Source organism: Oligoflexus sp., from assembly GCF_035638955.1.
Classification (GTDB): domain Bacteria; phylum Bdellovibrionota_B; class Oligoflexia; order Oligoflexales; family Oligoflexaceae; genus Oligoflexus.
In genome coordinates, this window is record NZ_DASQYZ010000141.1 from 64,884 (window position 1) to 80,017 (window position 15,134).

Below are 15,134 nucleotides of genomic sequence, written 5' to 3' on the forward strand. Positions count from 1 at the left end.
CCTTGCTGTTTGCACAGCAGGACGGTATGCTTTACGGAGGAAAAGGTGCCACAGGTGAGTCATGGCGCCTTAAACTTGATCATTCGAGATAACGTCCGATGGCCTCCGCCGCCTTCCGTCCTTCCGCGATGGCCCAGACCACCAGCGACTGTCCACGACGGGCATCACCGGCTGCGAAGACGCCAGGGACGGTGGTTGCGTAGCTGGTCTCATCGGCTTTGATATTGCCACGTTCATTCAATGATACACCCAGTTGCTCGATCGGACCCGCTGGATCAGGACCAAGAAATCCGACAGCGATCAGGATCAGCTGCGCCGGCCAGCGTTTCTCGGAACCAGGAACCGGTTCAAATGTGCGTTGGCCCTTGTCATTGGTAAACCACGCCAACTCACGGGTCACCAGCGCCTGCAGATGGCCTTCAGCGTCCGCTTCAAAACTGACAGACTCCAGGGACCAGTGACGCGAGCAACCTTCCTCATGCGATGACGAGGTCCGCAGCATATGGGTCCAATAGGGCCAGGGTGTTTCCTGCGGACGTTCCTGCGCGCGCGGATATTTATTGAGTGCGGGTGGCCTTGGCATGATTTCAAACTGCGTCACCGAACGTGCGCCCTGACGGTTTGAAGTGCCGACGCAGTCCGATCCGGTATCACCGCCACCGATCACGATCACATCCTTGCCCGTGGCGAGGATGGGTTCCAGTTCGGTGATATTGTCGCCCAAAACCCGACGCGTGGATTGAGTCAAAAACTGCTCGGCGTAATACACGCCCTTGTGTTCACGACCAGGAATGGCGACATCGCGTTTTTTGGTGGCGCCGTGGCTCAGGAGAATCGCATCGTATTCTTTTTGCATTTCCGCCATCGTCACATCGAAGCCAACATTCACACTGCAGCGGAAGCTGATACCTTCGGCTTCCATCAACTGCACCCGACGCTGGACCTTGCTTTTTTCCAGTTTGAAGTCGGGAATACCGTACATCAAAAGCCCACCGGGACGATCCGCACGTTCATAGACGGTAACCCAATGCCCTTGACGGTTCAGCTGCTGGGCAGCAGCCAGTCCTGCCGGTCCGCTCCCAATCACAGCCACTTTTTTTCCGGTCCGCAGAGTCGGTGGTTCAGGACGAATCCAACCCTTGGCAAAACCTTTATCCGCCAACGCCATTTCAATGGCTTCGATGGACACCGGATCCTCATGAATGCCGAGCACACAGGCTGTTTCGCAGGGTGCGGGGCAGATGCGGCCCGTGAATTCCGGAAAATTATTGGTCGCCAGCAGAGACTGCAGCGCGGCTTCCTCATCGCGTTCGGAAACGAGATGGTTCCATTCTGGAATCACATTGCCCAAGGGACAACCGTGATGGCAGAAGGGAACGCCACAGTCCATACAACGGGCTCCCTGCTGTCTGAGCTCCTCATCATTGATGGACTCGATAAATTCACGATAGTGTTTCACACGCAACGCGGTCGGCTGCTTGGTGGGAACTGCGCGTGCGTAGGTCATGAATCCTTTAACTTCACCCATGGTAGCCTCCTTCTTCCAGGATCGTCCCAAGGTTGTCACCACCTACCACGCGAGCGCTGGAGTGCATGCGATCGCGTGGTTGCCGGCGAACAAGCGCCCGATAAGCGCTGGGTACAATACTGAGGAATCGCGATTTTTCCACGTTCCAATTTTCCAAAATATGCGCCGCTACAGAACTGCGCGTAAGACGTAGGTGTTCCTGGATCTGACGGTGGACAAAAGACTCGTCCTCCTCATCCTGCAGAGCGGATACTTCCACCATTTCCGTATTGATGCGTTTCTGCAAAGTTCCATCGACATCATAAATAAAGGCATAACCACCGCTCATGCCGGCGGCGAAGTTGCGCCCGACCTTGCCGATGACAATCACAGAACCAGCTGTCATGTATTCACAGCCGTGATCACCAAGGCCTTCGACCACAGCATGCGCCCCGCTATTCCGCACGGCAAAGCGTTCGCCTGCCAGGCCGCGGATATAGAGGAATCCTGAGGTCGCACCGTAAAGGGTCACATTCCCACAGATCACATTGCTTTCCGCCATGATCGCACTTTCTTCGGGCGGCACGATAACGACCTTGGCACCGGAAAGGCCCTTGGCGCAGTAATCGTTCACTTCGCCTTCCAGAACCGCTGTAATACCTTTGGCACCAAAGGCCATAAAGCTTTGCCCAGCGGAACCCTTGAAGTTCAAGTGAATACTGTTATCGCGAAGTCCGTAGCCACCGTGCAGCCGCGAAATTTCGCTGGAAAGCATGGTGCCCACGGCGCGATCGGTATTGGCGACCGGCAGATCCAGATGCACAGACTGGTGTTTCGTGAGTGCCGGCTCACACGCGGACAGCAGCACGCGATAATCGAGCGTCTTTTCCATCTCGTGGTTCTGCCGGGTTTTGTTGCTCCGCGCAGCATCAGCTGGTGCCTGGGGGGCATCGAGGATAGCGCGCAGATCCACACGAGCCGTACGTGGGTCGGCGATTTTTTCCAAAAGATCGACGCGGCCAACCATTTCCGAAACGCTACGGAAACCAAGTTCTGCCATGATTTCACGCAAACCTTCCGCCAGCAGGAAGAAGTAGTTGATCAGATGTTCGGGTTGACCATGAAACTTACGACGAAGGTCCGGATCCTGCGTGGCAATTCCAACCGGACAGGTATTCAGATGACACTTGCGCATCATGATGCAGCCGAGAACAATAAGAGCCCCAGTGCCAATACCCCATTCCTCGGCCCCGAGGAGCGTGGCAATGGCGATATCACGTGGGGTTCGCATTTGGCCATCAGCCTGCAGCACCACGCGGCCCCGTAGCTGATTTTCCACCAGCGTGCGATGCGATTCCGCAAGGCCAAGTTCCCAAGGCAAACCCGCATGTTTAATCGATGAGATCGGGCTGGCTCCCGTGCCGCCTTCATAACCGGCGATCAGAATCACATCGGCGCGAGCTTTCGCCACGCCTGCGGCGACCGTTCCAACACCAACCTCGGACACGAGCTTGACACTGATGCGGGCCTCGCGGTTGGCATTCTTCAGATCGAAAATCAATTGAGCCAGATCTTCAATCGAATAAATATCATGATGCGGTGGCGGTGAAATCAAAGTGATGCCTGGTGTGCTGTGGCGCACGCGGGCGATTTCTTCATCCACCTTATGACCAGGCAGCTGACCACCCTCACCGGGCTTGGCACCCTGTGCGATTTTAATCTGCAGTTCATCGGCATTGATCAGGTAATGGCTCGTCACACCAAAGCGTGCACTCGCCACCTGCTTGATCGAACTGCGGCGCAGATCACCATTGGCCGCTGGAATGAAGCGATCGGCGTCTTCGCCCCCTTCACCTGAGTTACTGCGGGCACCTATGCGGTTCATCGCGACCGCTATCGTTTCATGAGTTTCCTTGGAAATGGAACCAAAGCTCATGGCTCCTGTGGCAAAGCGTTTAACGATGGCGCTGGCCGGTTCGACTTCATCCAAAGGAATCGAGTTCTGTGACTTTTTAAACTGCAGCATGCCGCGAATGTTGAGATACTGCTGCGACTGGGAATCAAGGGTCGCGCAGAATTTCTTGAACTCCTCGCGACTGTTGATACGGGTCGCCTGCTGCAGGGTCACAATCATGGCAGGATGATGCAAATGAGCTTCGCCTTCGCGACGCCAGTGGTACTGGCCACCCTGGGGCAGAGCCGTGAAGGTCGTGCGCGGGGCATAGGCTTTTTGATGACGGAATCTTATATCCGCATCAAAATCCTCGATACCGGCCCCTTCAATGCGGGTCGGCGTCCAGGTGAAATACGCATCGATGAAAGCCTGCGTCAAACCCAGGGCTTCAAAAATTTGCCCGCCCCGATACGACTGCAGCGTGGAAATGCCCATCTTGGACATGATTTTCAAAAGTCCGTCGCCCAAGGATTTGGTGAAGTTACTCTGCAGAGTCGCTGCAGTCTTGCTGCTGTCAAAACCATGGGACTCTGAACGCTGAGCGATCACAGCCAGAGCCAAATAAGGATTGACCGCGGCGGCACCATAGCCGATGAGCAACGCGAAATGATGCACTTCCCTGGGCTCACCACTTTCCACCACGAGGCTGGCCTTCATGCGCAGGCCACGGCGGATCAAATCATGATGCACAGCAGCTGTCGCCAGCAGGGCGGGAATCGGTGCATGCGTGGCATCAACCTCACGATCCGAAAGAATAATGACGCTACAGCCTTCATGGATGGCGGCTGCGACATTGAACTGCAACCGACCCACGGCGGCTTCCAGTGTTTCCGTCTCCGGTTCGTAGACAGTGGAAACTTTGCGAGCCATCAGCCTGCCGTGACCATGAAACTCGAGCCGCTGCACATCGAGGTCGGTGAGGATCGGCTGTTTCAGACGAAGCACGTGGCAGTGCTCCGGTGTTTCATCGATCAGATTGGATTCGGCACCCAGATGCGACGCCAGTGAGGTGACCATTTCCTCGCGAATCGCATCGATCGGCGGATTCGTCACCTGAGCAAAAAGCTGCTTAAAGTAGTTATAAAGCAAGGGTCGCTGCTGCGATAGCACTGCGATCGGAGCATCATTGCCCATGGAGCCTACGGGTTCCTTGCCTTCATTGGCCATCGGCGCCACGATCATGCGCAGATCTTCCTTGGTATAACCAAAAGCCAGAAGTTTCTGCTGAATCCCATCGTCGCTGTCCGCAGGATAGGACGCAAAATTGGGAATGGGCAGTTCATAAAGGTGACGCCGATTGTCCTTCAACCAGGCTCCATAAGGTTTTTGCATGGCCAGGCTCTGCTTGATCGTATGATCAGGGACTATGGCCCCTTGTTTCATATCGACGAGGAACATGCGGCCCGCACTCAGGCGTCCTTTATGCACGATCTCCTCGGGACGGCGATCCAGAACCCCGGCTTCCGAAGCCATGATCACATAACCGTCGAGCGTCACCCAATAGCGGCCGGGACGCAGACCGTTGCGATCCAGAATTGCACCAATCCGATGCCCGTCGGCAAAGCCGATAAAGGCCGGACCGTCCCATGGTTCCATCAGATAGGAATGATATTCATAATAATCCTTGAGCGCCTGCTCCATTTCCGTGTTGGAATCCCAGGGCTCGGGAATGAGCATGGTCAGCACCTGATGCAAGGGACGGCCGGTATTCACCAAAAACTCGATCGTGTTATCGAGCATCGCGGAATCGCTGAGGCCCGGTGTGCAGATCGGGCCCATGGCGGCCAGGTCATCATTCAAACCGGCTTTTTGCAGCAGTTTCGAACGGGCGTGCATGGCGTTGATATTGCCGCGCAGCGTGTTGATTTCACCGTTGTGACAGATCGCGCGGAAGGGCTGCGCCAACGGCCATGAAGGCATTGTGTTGGTACTGAAACGCTGGTGCACCATGGCGAAGGCTGACGTAAAGCGTTCATCCCGCAAATCGTGATAATAGTTGGCCAGATCCTTGGCTAAGATAAGTCCCTTGTAACAGATGGTCTCGGTGGAAAGACTCATACAGTAGAAGCGCAGCTGCTTGATGCCATACTTTTCCCGACCTTCTTCTTCAAGTTCCTTGCGCAGCATATAAAGACGCCAGGTAAAACTCGAGGGAGCCGCCGCGTTCTTATCGGTAAAAACCCATTGGATGATCGACGGTTCATTGCCTCTTGCAATCGGGCCGAGCACGCTGTTATCCACAGGAACCGCACGGCGAATCAAGGGCACAAGTTGCCACTTCTCCGCAAGGACCTCGGCCCTGGTAAACCAGTGCTGCTGCTCATCATCCTCTTTGGGAAGGAAGAATAAACCCACCGCATACGCACCTGGCGCCGGCAGAGTTTGATGAGCTTCCTGAGCCGCCGCTTGAAAGAGCTGATGGGGAATTTGGGTCAGAATTCCTGCACCATCACTGGTCAGGTCATCCGCCGCGCGACCGCCGCGGTGATCCATGCGCCGCAGGATTTCCAAGCCCTCAGTCACGGTTTTGTGAGATTTATGACCCTTGATACTGGCAATGAAACCGACGCCACAAGCATCGCGTTGCACCATGCGGGGATCATCCAGCCAAGCCTGCTCAAACCTTTCCTGTGACATAAGGCACCTCAATCTGTGAGCGAGTTTTGAATTTAACCGAAGGCGGAAGAGCGCGGGCGCGTTCTACCCAGGCAGGGGTTTACTCAGTCGAACCATGGCCTCTCGAAAAACGGAAGCGACATTCCGGAAGATTCGAGAGCATCGTTGCAGAATTTGTCGGGCTGCAGAAAACGTGATCCCCGTAAAGTGCGGAGCGTTTGTGCTATGTGTTGGCCGCTGCATCTGCACTCCTCTTCGTGGGAGTTCCGTCCCTTGTGCGTGTATTCAAGCGTGGCGCATAAAAACGTTGTGTGTTGTCGGGTTCGGCTCGGAGTATAACCACAGGAATATTAGTATCGCAAGATCATATTCGTCACGGCAAATGTTCGCTCACGCACGGGTCGGTTTCCGTTAGACTACGGTAAGTAAAGCCTCTTTCAAGGCGTCCAGGTATTCAGTATTTCTAAAAGCTCCCATCTTGGCCGTGTTGAGCACCCTCTCGGAAGGCGCAAATGTTCGCTGAAAAAGACGCCCATTTAATGCAAATTATGTTCATTTAAATTGTATTTATTCACGTGTATGCGCATTCTCTCCATACGTTTCATAACCGGATGGGACGCTTTTCTTGTAACTTTACTACAAGGTGGTGTGTTTCCGAGCTTCAAGTCCCTGGGATGATTTGTGCCGAATCTTGTCACGACGGGGTCTGCATAGCGCGCAAAGGGAAACTCAAAACCAAAGCTCCAGAAAAGTTTCGCTTTGGTAGGGAATATTTTGTTAAAAAGTCACCGTCGTAGGCAAGAGCCCGCAGCGGACTCATCGGCGATAGGCCCTTACAGCAAGGCTTTGGCTTTCGGCACAATCGAAGCTATAGTGACAAAAGCACCGGCGGACAGGAACAGGCGCATGACATCGCACTCTATTTTGAATCACCAGCTTCTCAGACGCACTTTTGTTCATCTCAAAGGCGTCGGACCACGCTCCGAGCGGCATCTGTGGAAGATCGGCATCACGGACTGGGAACAGCTCTTGAACCGGGCTTCGCAGCTTTTCAAAGCCAAGCGCCTGGATGATATCTATCAATCTCTGGAACGTTCAATGGCCGCCTGGGAACGCCAGGATCTTTATTATTTCGATCGGGCTCTGCCTGGCAACGAACGCTGGCGTTTGGTTCCGGGTGGATTTCACGATATCGCCTATTTTGATATTGAAGCAGCCAACGGTGGCATGCCCCCAGCCACCGAATCGACGGCTATAGCCTTTCTCTTTCGAGGCGAGCTCTACCAGGAATATGAATACAGTCGTAAACGTGATCTTCTGCATTGGATCATGGACGAGGCCGCCCTGTTTTGCACCTATAACGGCGCCGCCTATGATGTCCCGTTTTTAAGCGCCGAGTTCGGTATGCCCTTGGATAAGGCTCATATCGATCTGTGCCCCTGGCTCCGGCGTCAGGGTTTCAAGGGTGGTCTGAAAGCCATTCAAAAAGCCACGACCCATCTGCATCAACGCAGTTCGATGGATCTGGATGGTTATGATGCCGTCCGCCTCTGGCGCATGCACGAGGAGGCTCTGCCAGGTGCTCTGGAAACGCTGCTGACCTATAACGCCGAGGACGTCCTGATTCTCGAACCGCTTCTGGTGGAGGCGTACAATCGTGAGGTGGAAAACCATCTGGAACTGAATCTCGAGAAAATGCAAAGCATTCCCGTCCCGGCGCTCAAGACCCGGATGGACCCCCACATCTATCAGCTTCTTCGCACCCGTGAAACCGTGCCGACAGCCTGATAGGGCTAGGCGTGCTCCATTTCCAGGCGCTGTCTTAAGGATTGCAGACTCGGGACGCGATATCCCCTCATGACAGCATTTCCATCTCGATCGATCAAGGCAAAGCAAAACTCCTGAGGCTTGCAATGAAAGCGATCATGCAGAGGTCCATGAGGTTCATCTTCCGCGACCAGCACCATATCATCCGCCTGCTGGAGCTCGGCATGGTACTGTTCAATCTTTTTAAATTCCGGATGATTGCGGTCCGTGCTCATGACCGCGAGGACAGCCTTGCGCCCTCGATAGCGTTCAATGTTGCGATTCTCCTGTAACCATTCGGATAGACCACGCCAGACGATGGAAGAAATAAAGGCGCTCATCAAAAATCCTCCGAGCTGATCCTTGCAGCTTCGGCCTCTTCTGCATTTTTCAAGCCATGACAGAGAGGACTGAGGCATGCCATTTATGCGTCAAAACAAGGACCGATTGCGGGCTTTGGAATAAACGATGCAGGATTCCTGGTGTCCCCATGAAAGGAGACACCATGCGAGGTGAACACCCGAAAACCACTCCACTTGAAAACACCAGGCGTTCCGCGGCGGAAGAACAATCCATGGCTGTCGCGGAAGCCAGTCGTGAGCAAGAATGGAAATCCAAATCCTTGATCGCCTCGCTCTTCATGGGTGACTTCGATATGGGCTTGGCGTTTCCCTTTCCTCTGCAAAGTTCGAATGATAAAGCCATCGGTGACGCCATCAGTCGAGAGGTCGATGCCTGGGCACGGCAGCATATTGATGGCGCGGAAATTGATCGGGTTGGCAAAATCCCCGAACACGTTTATGCGGGTTTGCAAAAACTGGGATTGTTTGCCATCAAAATTCCCAAGGAGTATGGAGGGCTCGGTCTCTCGCAAACCAACTACATGCGCCTTCTGGCGGTGATTGGAAAATACTGCACTTCCACTGCTGTTCTGCTGTCGGCGCATCAGTCCATCGGCCTGCCGCAACCTCTCAAACTTTTCGGGACGCCCGAGCAAAAAAAGAAGTATCTGCCTAGAATTGCTCAAGGTGAGATCACCGCCTTTGCGTTGACCGAAAAAGACGTCGGCTCGGATCCTGCCAATGTTCAAACCCACGCCGAACTCTCGCGCGACGGTCAGTTTTGGATTCTGAACGGCGAAAAACTCTGGTGCACCAATGGTGTCATCGCCGATCTTTATGTGGTGATGGCTCGCACACCGGATCGCATGGAGAATGGACAAGCCACCAAGCAGATCACGGCGTTTATTGTGGAAGGTCGCTGGAAAGGTGTTGAAGTTCTGCACCGCTGTGAGTTTATGGGGCTTAAAGGCATTGAGAATGGGCTGATTCGATTCAACGAGGTCAAAGTTCCCATAGACAACGTCATCGGTGAAGTCGGACACGGCCTTAAATTGGCTCTGGCGACATTGAATGATGGACGCCTCAGTATTCCTGCCCTTTCAGCGGCCGCAACTCTGGAACTGGCCGGCTTTTGTAATCTGTGGGGCAAGAGTCGCGTCCAATGGGGTCGACCTGTGGGCAGCCATGAACCGGGCATGCAAAAGCTTGCGTACCTGAATTCTGTGGCCTATGCGATGGAGAGTCTTTCCTCCTACACAGCTCAGCTGTCAGACGCGGGTAGCGTTGATATCCGCATGGAAGCCGCTGCCGCCAAACTATGGGCGACCGAGGAATTCTGGAAGGCACTGGATGCTGGCATTCAGCTGCGCGGTGGCCGTGGTTATGAAACAGACCGTTCCTTGGAGCAGCGCGGCGAAACCTCCTTGCCTTTGGAACGCTGGATGCGTGACACTCGCGTCAATCGCATCCTGGAAGGGTCCACCGAGATTATGCATCTTTTCCTGGCTCGTGAAGCCATGGATCCTCATTTTAAAAAAGCCGGCGCTTTGCTGAGCCGCGCATCGTCCCAGGAAAAATTGCAGGCGCTGCTGCGGTGTGCCGCTTTTTATCCCTTCTGGTATGTGAAACTCTGGTTGGGCTCCCTGGTTGCCTTCTTTCGGCCTTATTCGGGCTTCGAACCGGAGCTGGCTCGACAGCTGCGCTGGATCGATCGACAGAGTAAAAAGCTGGCCCGTACCCTTTTTCATCAGATGCTGAAATATCGTGCGGCTATGGAATATAAGCAGCTGCTGCTCGGCCGGCTGGTGGATACAGGGATTGAACTCGCGGTGATGGCGCTTGTGGCCAGCCGTGTCCAGGGTGAAGTGTCTGCAGGACGGGAAGCCAATCTTCCACGCGCCCTTTACTGGTTAAAAAGTCGGCGCCTTTTTGTGAAACAGCTCTTCCATTCGATCCATGAGAACGATGACAAACTTTGCAAGGATCTTGCAACCAGGATCCTGAAGGACTCGCCTGGCCTGTCGATACCCGCCAAGCCAGACCTCCATCCATTGCCAAGGGTATTCGGCAAGGACCTCACGCAGACTGTTTAGAAAAGGAGCGTTTATCATGCTTTGGGCTTTAATGATTATCGCCATGGTAGTGAGTGCAGCGGTTTATCTCGGTTGCTTCTTTTTGAAGGTCAAAAATTTCCCGTTAACTCTGGCTTTGCAGTTCTTTGCGTCGCTCGGAGCCACTTACGGTCTGTCTTACGCTTTCGCTGGCAGTTTTGGTCAATCCGGAATGGATTCCATTCTTCTGACCTGTGTCGGCGTCAGCTTCGCGATAACTGTCCTGTTTATGCTCATGCGTCGTTATCTGGGATCGTGGTATGACAATAGTCCCGGTGCAGGCGTGAAATGAAGGTAAAAATGCGGAGCTCAGGCTCCGCTTTTTTTAATAAGGACGGCGTGATTCCACATACTCTGAGTATTGTTCCGGCTGTCTTTTTGTATCAAACGGTTCAGTATTATCCGGTGGCATACTGCCGGTGGGAACAATTCCCTTCCACCCGAAGCGCCTAAACATAGTATCCAACCAATGCGTAAAACGATTCATAAGCGTCTCCTTCCTTGTTCCAATCCCTAATCTGCAAGATGTCGTCCACGTTGCTGACACGAAATTTCAAGGGTTTTGTCGCCATCCGACTACGCGCTGGTCCGGATTTCATACGCGTCGAAAACGAAATTTAATTTACAAAAAATCAGCGGGATGAGGGATACGCCGGATATATTTTAGCAGCGAATGCCATTAGAAAGGTTGGGAAGCGTTGAAGGATAAATTCATCACATTTTGAGGAGGACTACCATGTCTGTTTTCACGAAACTCTGTACAGGCCTTTTGATTTCCGCACTCAGCCTGACCGCACAAGCCGCCCAACCCGAAGTCCAAAACCCTGACCAACTCCCAACAGAAGCCACTCTTGATGTGGCCGACACCCGTGAAGTGATTCAAGTGCTTTACGTGAGCAATACAGCAGAAATCAAACTCTCGGATCTGGTGAGCGAACGCAATCCAGATGCCGACCTGCAACGCTATGCTGATGAGCTGGCACGCGATCACAGCTTTATGATCAAGCTGCTGGAAACCATGGCCAATGTGAAGAGCATCAGCCTTGAAGATAACGAGCTGAGTGAAGTGGCTCAACTCACCAGCACGAAGATGGAGCAGGAAATGCAAAATCTGGCGGCCAAACCTGTGGAAGAATTCCGCCCGGCTTTCCTGGAAATGAACATTGCCATGCACCAAAAAACTCTGGAAATGTTCAACAAAATCGAGCAAGGCAATACCGATGATGCTTTGAAAGCCGCCATCGGCATCTTCCGTCAGCTGGTCGAAAAGCACCTTTCCGACGCTCAAAAACTTCAATCGCCTTCGGAACCTGCACAACCAGCTGAACCCACACAACCTGTCGAATAACTAAACTTGTAAAGTTTATTATCGGCAGTACCAATAGGGTATCCACTACCCCAGTAAAGGGCCCCATCAACTATGGATGGGGCCGAATTAATGGAACCATGTGTTTTGTGACTCCAGAGAATTTGTCCCGTCGCCGCATCCAGCCCATACATGAACCCATCCAGCGATCCCGCAAACACCACGCCATTGGTCACCGATAAAGGCCCCATGGCCGCCGCCAACGGATCATTTCCAGGCACCGGCATTTGCCAGACCAGTCGTCCCGTCGCCACATCCAAAGCCGCCCACAATCCGTTCTTTGTGGTTTGACCCTGATACGGTCCAGCGGTCAACAAAATTTCCTTGTGCTCGAAATTCGTGATCTGGGCATAGATGCGTTGCCCATCGGTGGCCGATCCAAATTCATGCCCACCGAGCAGCCCTTCGGGCCCAACCCGCGTCACCCAAACCTTTTCGCCCCCACGATCCGGATCAAAAGCCCAGAAAAGACCGGTTTTTTGTCCTGCCACCACAAGGTCGCCGGTCTTATCTTTATACTGTACGTTCTTGATCAGCATCGGCGCCTGACCAAAATCAAAATCCCCACCACTCGGCTTGGGGCATTCGAGGGTGATCGGGTTGAAAGGAATGACCTTGCCAAGACACGCAAAATTCCAGGCATCGTAACGCAAGACTTTTTGAACCCAACGGACCGCACCCGTTTTCATATCCAGGGCCAGGACTGAATCAAAATAATTATCCGCCGGTTCATGCTGTTGATAACAAGCTTCATCCCGGGCCGGATCACCGTCGCTGTCCTTGAGGCAGTTTTTCAACTCCGATGGGGCATCATAGTTATTGCCGGTCGCCACATAAACCAGACCCCGTTGCGAATCGATCGAGGGCGAGCTGCCCCAGATGGATCCTCCGGAAAACAGATCCTTGCGTCCGAAATTATCGGGTACCGTGTAGGTCTTCCACAGAATGCGCCCGGTCCGCGCGTCGAGCGCCAGCATGCTGCCGCGAAAATTGCAGCAGGAATACAGCGGCCCCAGGGCCCCGGGAATGGCCAATTCAATCGATGAGACCCCGACATAAATCACTCCATCATGGACGACCGGCGACTGGGTAATCTGCGCGGCGGGATGTTCCTCCACTACGGTTTTCCAGAGCAGTTCGCCTGTGAAGCGATTGATGCCATACATCGAAGCGCGAGCGTCCTTGAAACCCTGAGCAATGGTTCGCGCATTGACGGCATCACCGATGATGATCATGTCTTCAAAAATCGCCGGGCTGCTACGCGACACAATGTTAGCCTTGCTGCCGCTGTACTGATAAATGCTTTTCTCCCAAAGCTTCTGGCCTGTGTGACGATCCAGTGCGTAAAGCCAGCCGCCGTCCTCTTTCGGGTCAATGACGCTCTCCAGCGAAAACAGCGGATAGTCCGTGACATAAAGCCATTGATCCTGGATGGTGGGAAAAACATAGACGCTGCTGCGGGTTTCGAAGGTCCATTCCTTCTGCAGGTTTTTCACTGTCTCGGGACTGATGCTGGTTTCGCTTGCAGGATTTTTGCTATTCGAAACATCATAGCCCCAAAAAGGCCAGTGTCCCTGGGCGGCGAGGGGACTGCTGAAACCCGAACAGCATAAGGTCAGTAACGTCCATCGAAGCGTGTGCGAGATCTTAATCATGGATTCCTCCTTAGTTGTGTCGGCATCGTCTTTGCAGCAGCTGTTCCAACGGCAACACTTATTTCAAAGGAAATAATCCATGAACACCCAACAAAATTCTGCCAGCCCGCTGAGCAACCTTCTCTATGACTTCATCAGCGTGCTGCACAACAAGGCCGAGGGCCTGCAAGCCTGTGAAAAATACCTTCGCGATGCTGAGCAGCAAAACTCACAATCTTGTATTGATATGCTTAACCGCGTCATCGAGCAGGACCGGCAAATGGTTGTGGAACTGCGGGATCATCTGGCTGAGATGATGCAGAACAGCGATCAGTTCGAGCGTTCGCAAGGCCAGGAAGCTTCGGTTCCGCACTGATAACAAACAAGGTCCGAAGCCCGGAGCTTCGGACTTAGACCCCAATCTGGGGGCAGATGGGCAGGAGTAGACACGTCGGACAATGTGGTCGACGCCCCGTACAGATGTTTTTCCCGAACGGCATCAGCAGGCGATTCACCTCAATCCATGTTTCCTTGGGAATCTTCTGTTCCAAAACCCGCAATGTCTTCTCCGGAGTCGAGGTCTGCACATAGCCCCAGCGATTCATCACCCGATGCACATGGATATCGACGCCAATCTTGGCCTGCCCCGCGACAATCCCGAGCACCAGGTTGGCACATTTAGGCCCAATACCCGGCAGGGATAAGAGGAGAGCCTCATCACAGGGCAAGACACCCTCATAGCGAGTCCACGCCAGACGAGCAATTTCCAGCATGTTGTGGGCTTTGGTCCGCGCAAACGTGGACTCGGCGATGAGTTCAGTGACTTCCTCCTCACGCAATTCCAGCAGACGATCGGGTGTCGGCGCGCGCGTCAGGAGGCGTTCAGACACTGGGATGGTCACCTCATCCAACGTCCGGACCGATATCATACAAGCCAGTACCTGCTGAAAGGTCGTGTTCCATCCACGCTCCGCCAACTCGAAGAGGGCAGCCTTAGGGAAGGGTTCGACGGCTATCTCGACCAGTTGCAGAGCCTTGTTCAGGGAAAATTTCGCTGCTTTTTCAGACGCAGTCTGGGTTTGCTCATTCATTTTATTTCCTGATTGCACCATAAATTTTTATGGCTAGAATGGGGTTTCCTTCGCTTGAACCCGAATGGAAAGAGGCAACCATGACAACACTTGTTCTAAAAAATGGCCTGGCTAAAAAGGCCCTATCCAAGGCTGAATTCATGCTCGGCGATCACCAGATCAAGAGCGGTCGCTACTGGTATAAGGGTTACCAAAACTGCGACCTCGTCATTCTGAAAAAAGACAAAGAAACTCACATCCAAACCTCGGGTGGTGTGCGTTTTAATCTGGTGGTGCAGGAGCTGCCTGATGGTGAAGCCAAGGGTCGCGTGACCCTGCTGGGCTGGCTGAAGGAATCGCCCAACGCCCTGCGTATCATTATGAGTATTCTGGAGGATCACGGCAAAAGTGTCCTTCGTCGACGGCAGCAAAGGCTGCAGCTTGAAGCCAAGGCCCGTACCGAGGGACTGGAAGGACCGCAGTTCCGCGAGCCCCTGGGCACTCATTTCTCCATCAAAATTGATGAGTCGCGCCTGGGTGAAACGGACAGAATTGACGAGGCGGAATCCAATCGCAATTTTGAAACGGCCGTCAAAACACATTGGTATCATCAGAACTTTGTGTCCTTCTGCAAGCGACTTGGCGTCAAGTGCTACTATCGGAGCGTACAACTATTACCCGATTCTCATCTCGTTGAGGTATGATCGACCGCAGTAAGCGGGAGGTCGG

General features: G+C 53.6%; 12 protein-coding genes. 6 read left to right on the plus strand and 6 right to left on the minus strand.

Annotated elements, in window-relative coordinates; translation table 11 throughout:
* Nucleotides 1-79: 79 nt before the first annotated feature.
* Nucleotides 80-1,528, minus strand: coding sequence for a glutamate synthase subunit beta (locus tag VE954_RS13935; RefSeq protein ID WP_324953711.1), 1,449 nt, complete (start codon nucleotides 1,526-1,528; stop codon nucleotides 80-82).
* Nucleotides 1,521-6,098, minus strand: coding sequence for a glutamate synthase large subunit (gltB, locus tag VE954_RS13940; protein ID WP_324953713.1), 4,578 nt, complete (start codon nucleotides 6,096-6,098; stop codon nucleotides 1,521-1,523). The genes VE954_RS13935 and gltB overlap by 8 nt, the downstream gene beginning before the upstream one ends.
* A gap of 885 nt (nucleotides 6,099-6,983) precedes the next feature.
* Between gltB and VE954_RS13945 the strand changes: the two genes are divergently transcribed.
* Complete coding sequence (locus VE954_RS13945; RefSeq protein WP_324953715.1) at nucleotides 6,984-7,865, plus strand: ribonuclease H-like domain-containing protein; 882 nt, start codon at nucleotides 6,984-6,986, stop codon at nucleotides 7,863-7,865.
* Nucleotides 7,866-7,870: 5 nt separating this feature from the next.
* Here the strand turns inward: VE954_RS13945 and VE954_RS13950 are convergent, their stop codons facing one another.
* Nucleotides 7,871-8,224 (minus strand): hypothetical protein, encoded by a 354-nt coding sequence (locus VE954_RS13950; RefSeq protein WP_324953717.1) that lies wholly within the window; start codon nucleotides 8,222-8,224, stop codon nucleotides 7,871-7,873.
* A gap of 164 nt (nucleotides 8,225-8,388) precedes the next feature.
* On the opposite strand from VE954_RS13950, the gene VE954_RS13955 reads away from it, so the two are divergent.
* Complete coding sequence (locus VE954_RS13955) at nucleotides 8,389-10,317, plus strand: acyl-CoA dehydrogenase family protein (protein ID WP_324953719.1); 1,929 nt, start codon at nucleotides 8,389-8,391, stop codon at nucleotides 10,315-10,317.
* A 16-nt stretch (nucleotides 10,318-10,333) separates the two neighbouring features.
* On the plus strand, nucleotides 10,334-10,627 hold the full coding sequence (locus VE954_RS13960) for a hypothetical protein (protein ID WP_324953721.1): 294 nt from the start codon (nucleotides 10,334-10,336) through the stop codon (nucleotides 10,625-10,627).
* A 33-nt stretch (nucleotides 10,628-10,660) separates the two neighbouring features.
* Here the strand turns inward: VE954_RS13960 and VE954_RS13965 are convergent, their stop codons facing one another.
* On the minus strand, nucleotides 10,661-10,822 hold the full coding sequence (locus VE954_RS13965) for a hypothetical protein (RefSeq protein ID WP_324953723.1): 162 nt from the start codon (nucleotides 10,820-10,822) through the stop codon (nucleotides 10,661-10,663).
* A 249-nt stretch (nucleotides 10,823-11,071) separates the two neighbouring features.
* Here VE954_RS13965 and VE954_RS13970 point away from each other — a divergent pair, with 249 nt between their 5' ends.
* Nucleotides 11,072-11,683, plus strand: coding sequence for a DUF4142 domain-containing protein (locus tag VE954_RS13970; RefSeq protein ID WP_324953725.1), 612 nt, complete (start codon nucleotides 11,072-11,074; stop codon nucleotides 11,681-11,683).
* Here VE954_RS13970 and VE954_RS13975 read toward each other — a convergent pair.
* A complete protein-coding gene (locus VE954_RS13975) occupies nucleotides 11,629-13,356 on the minus strand; it encodes a PQQ-binding-like beta-propeller repeat protein (RefSeq protein ID WP_324953727.1) in 1,728 nt (575 codons plus the stop codon). The two genes, VE954_RS13970 and VE954_RS13975, sit on opposite strands and share 55 nt — an antisense overlap.
* A 79-nt stretch (nucleotides 13,357-13,435) precedes the next feature.
* On the opposite strand from VE954_RS13975, the gene VE954_RS13980 reads away from it, so the two are divergent.
* Nucleotides 13,436-13,711, plus strand: a complete 276-nt coding sequence (locus VE954_RS13980; protein ID WP_324953729.1) for a hypothetical protein — start codon at nucleotides 13,436-13,438, stop codon at nucleotides 13,709-13,711.
* 34 nt (nucleotides 13,712-13,745) lie between these two features.
* Here the strand turns inward: VE954_RS13980 and VE954_RS13985 are convergent, their stop codons facing one another.
* Nucleotides 13,746-14,426 (minus strand): endonuclease III, encoded by a 681-nt coding sequence (locus tag VE954_RS13985; RefSeq protein WP_324953731.1) that lies wholly within the window; start codon nucleotides 14,424-14,426, stop codon nucleotides 13,746-13,748.
* 80 nt (nucleotides 14,427-14,506) lie between these two features.
* Between VE954_RS13985 and VE954_RS13990 the strand changes: the two genes are divergently transcribed.
* Entirely contained in the window at nucleotides 14,507-15,109 is a 603-nt protein-coding gene (locus tag VE954_RS13990) for a hypothetical protein (RefSeq protein ID WP_324953733.1), read from the plus strand.
* Nucleotides 15,110-15,134: the final 25 nt, after the last annotated feature.

Bases quoted from the DNA above. Each gene is read 5' to 3' on its own strand.
- VE954_RS13990 (WP_324953733.1), top strand. From the start codon at position 14,507: ATGACAACACTTGTTCTAAAAAATGGCCTGGCTAAAAAGGCCCTATCC.
- VE954_RS13985 (WP_324953731.1), bottom strand. From the start codon at position 14,426: ATGAATGAGCAAACCCAGACTGCGTCTGAAAAAGCAGCGAAATTTTCC.
- VE954_RS13935 (WP_324953711.1), bottom strand. From the start codon at position 1,528: ATGGGTGAAGTTAAAGGATTCATGACCTACGCACGCGCAGTTCCCACC.
- VE954_RS13950 (WP_324953717.1), bottom strand. From the start codon at position 8,224: ATGAGCGCCTTTATTTCTTCCATCGTCTGGCGTGGTCTATCCGAATGG.
- VE954_RS13970 (WP_324953725.1), top strand. From the start codon at position 11,072: ATGTCTGTTTTCACGAAACTCTGTACAGGCCTTTTGATTTCCGCACTC.
- VE954_RS13960 (WP_324953721.1), top strand. From the start codon at position 10,334: ATGCTTTGGGCTTTAATGATTATCGCCATGGTAGTGAGTGCAGCGGTT.
- VE954_RS13955 (WP_324953719.1), top strand. From the start codon at position 8,389: ATGCGAGGTGAACACCCGAAAACCACTCCACTTGAAAACACCAGGCGT.
- gltB (WP_324953713.1), bottom strand. From the start codon at position 6,098: ATGTCACAGGAAAGGTTTGAGCAGGCTTGGCTGGATGATCCCCGCATG.
- VE954_RS13945 (WP_324953715.1), top strand. From the start codon at position 6,984: ATGACATCGCACTCTATTTTGAATCACCAGCTTCTCAGACGCACTTTT.
- VE954_RS13980 (WP_324953729.1), top strand. From the start codon at position 13,436: ATGAACACCCAACAAAATTCTGCCAGCCCGCTGAGCAACCTTCTCTAT.
- VE954_RS13975 (WP_324953727.1), bottom strand. From the start codon at position 13,356: ATGATTAAGATCTCGCACACGCTTCGATGGACGTTACTGACCTTATGC.
- VE954_RS13965 (WP_324953723.1), bottom strand. From the start codon at position 10,822: ATGAATCGTTTTACGCATTGGTTGGATACTATGTTTAGGCGCTTCGGG.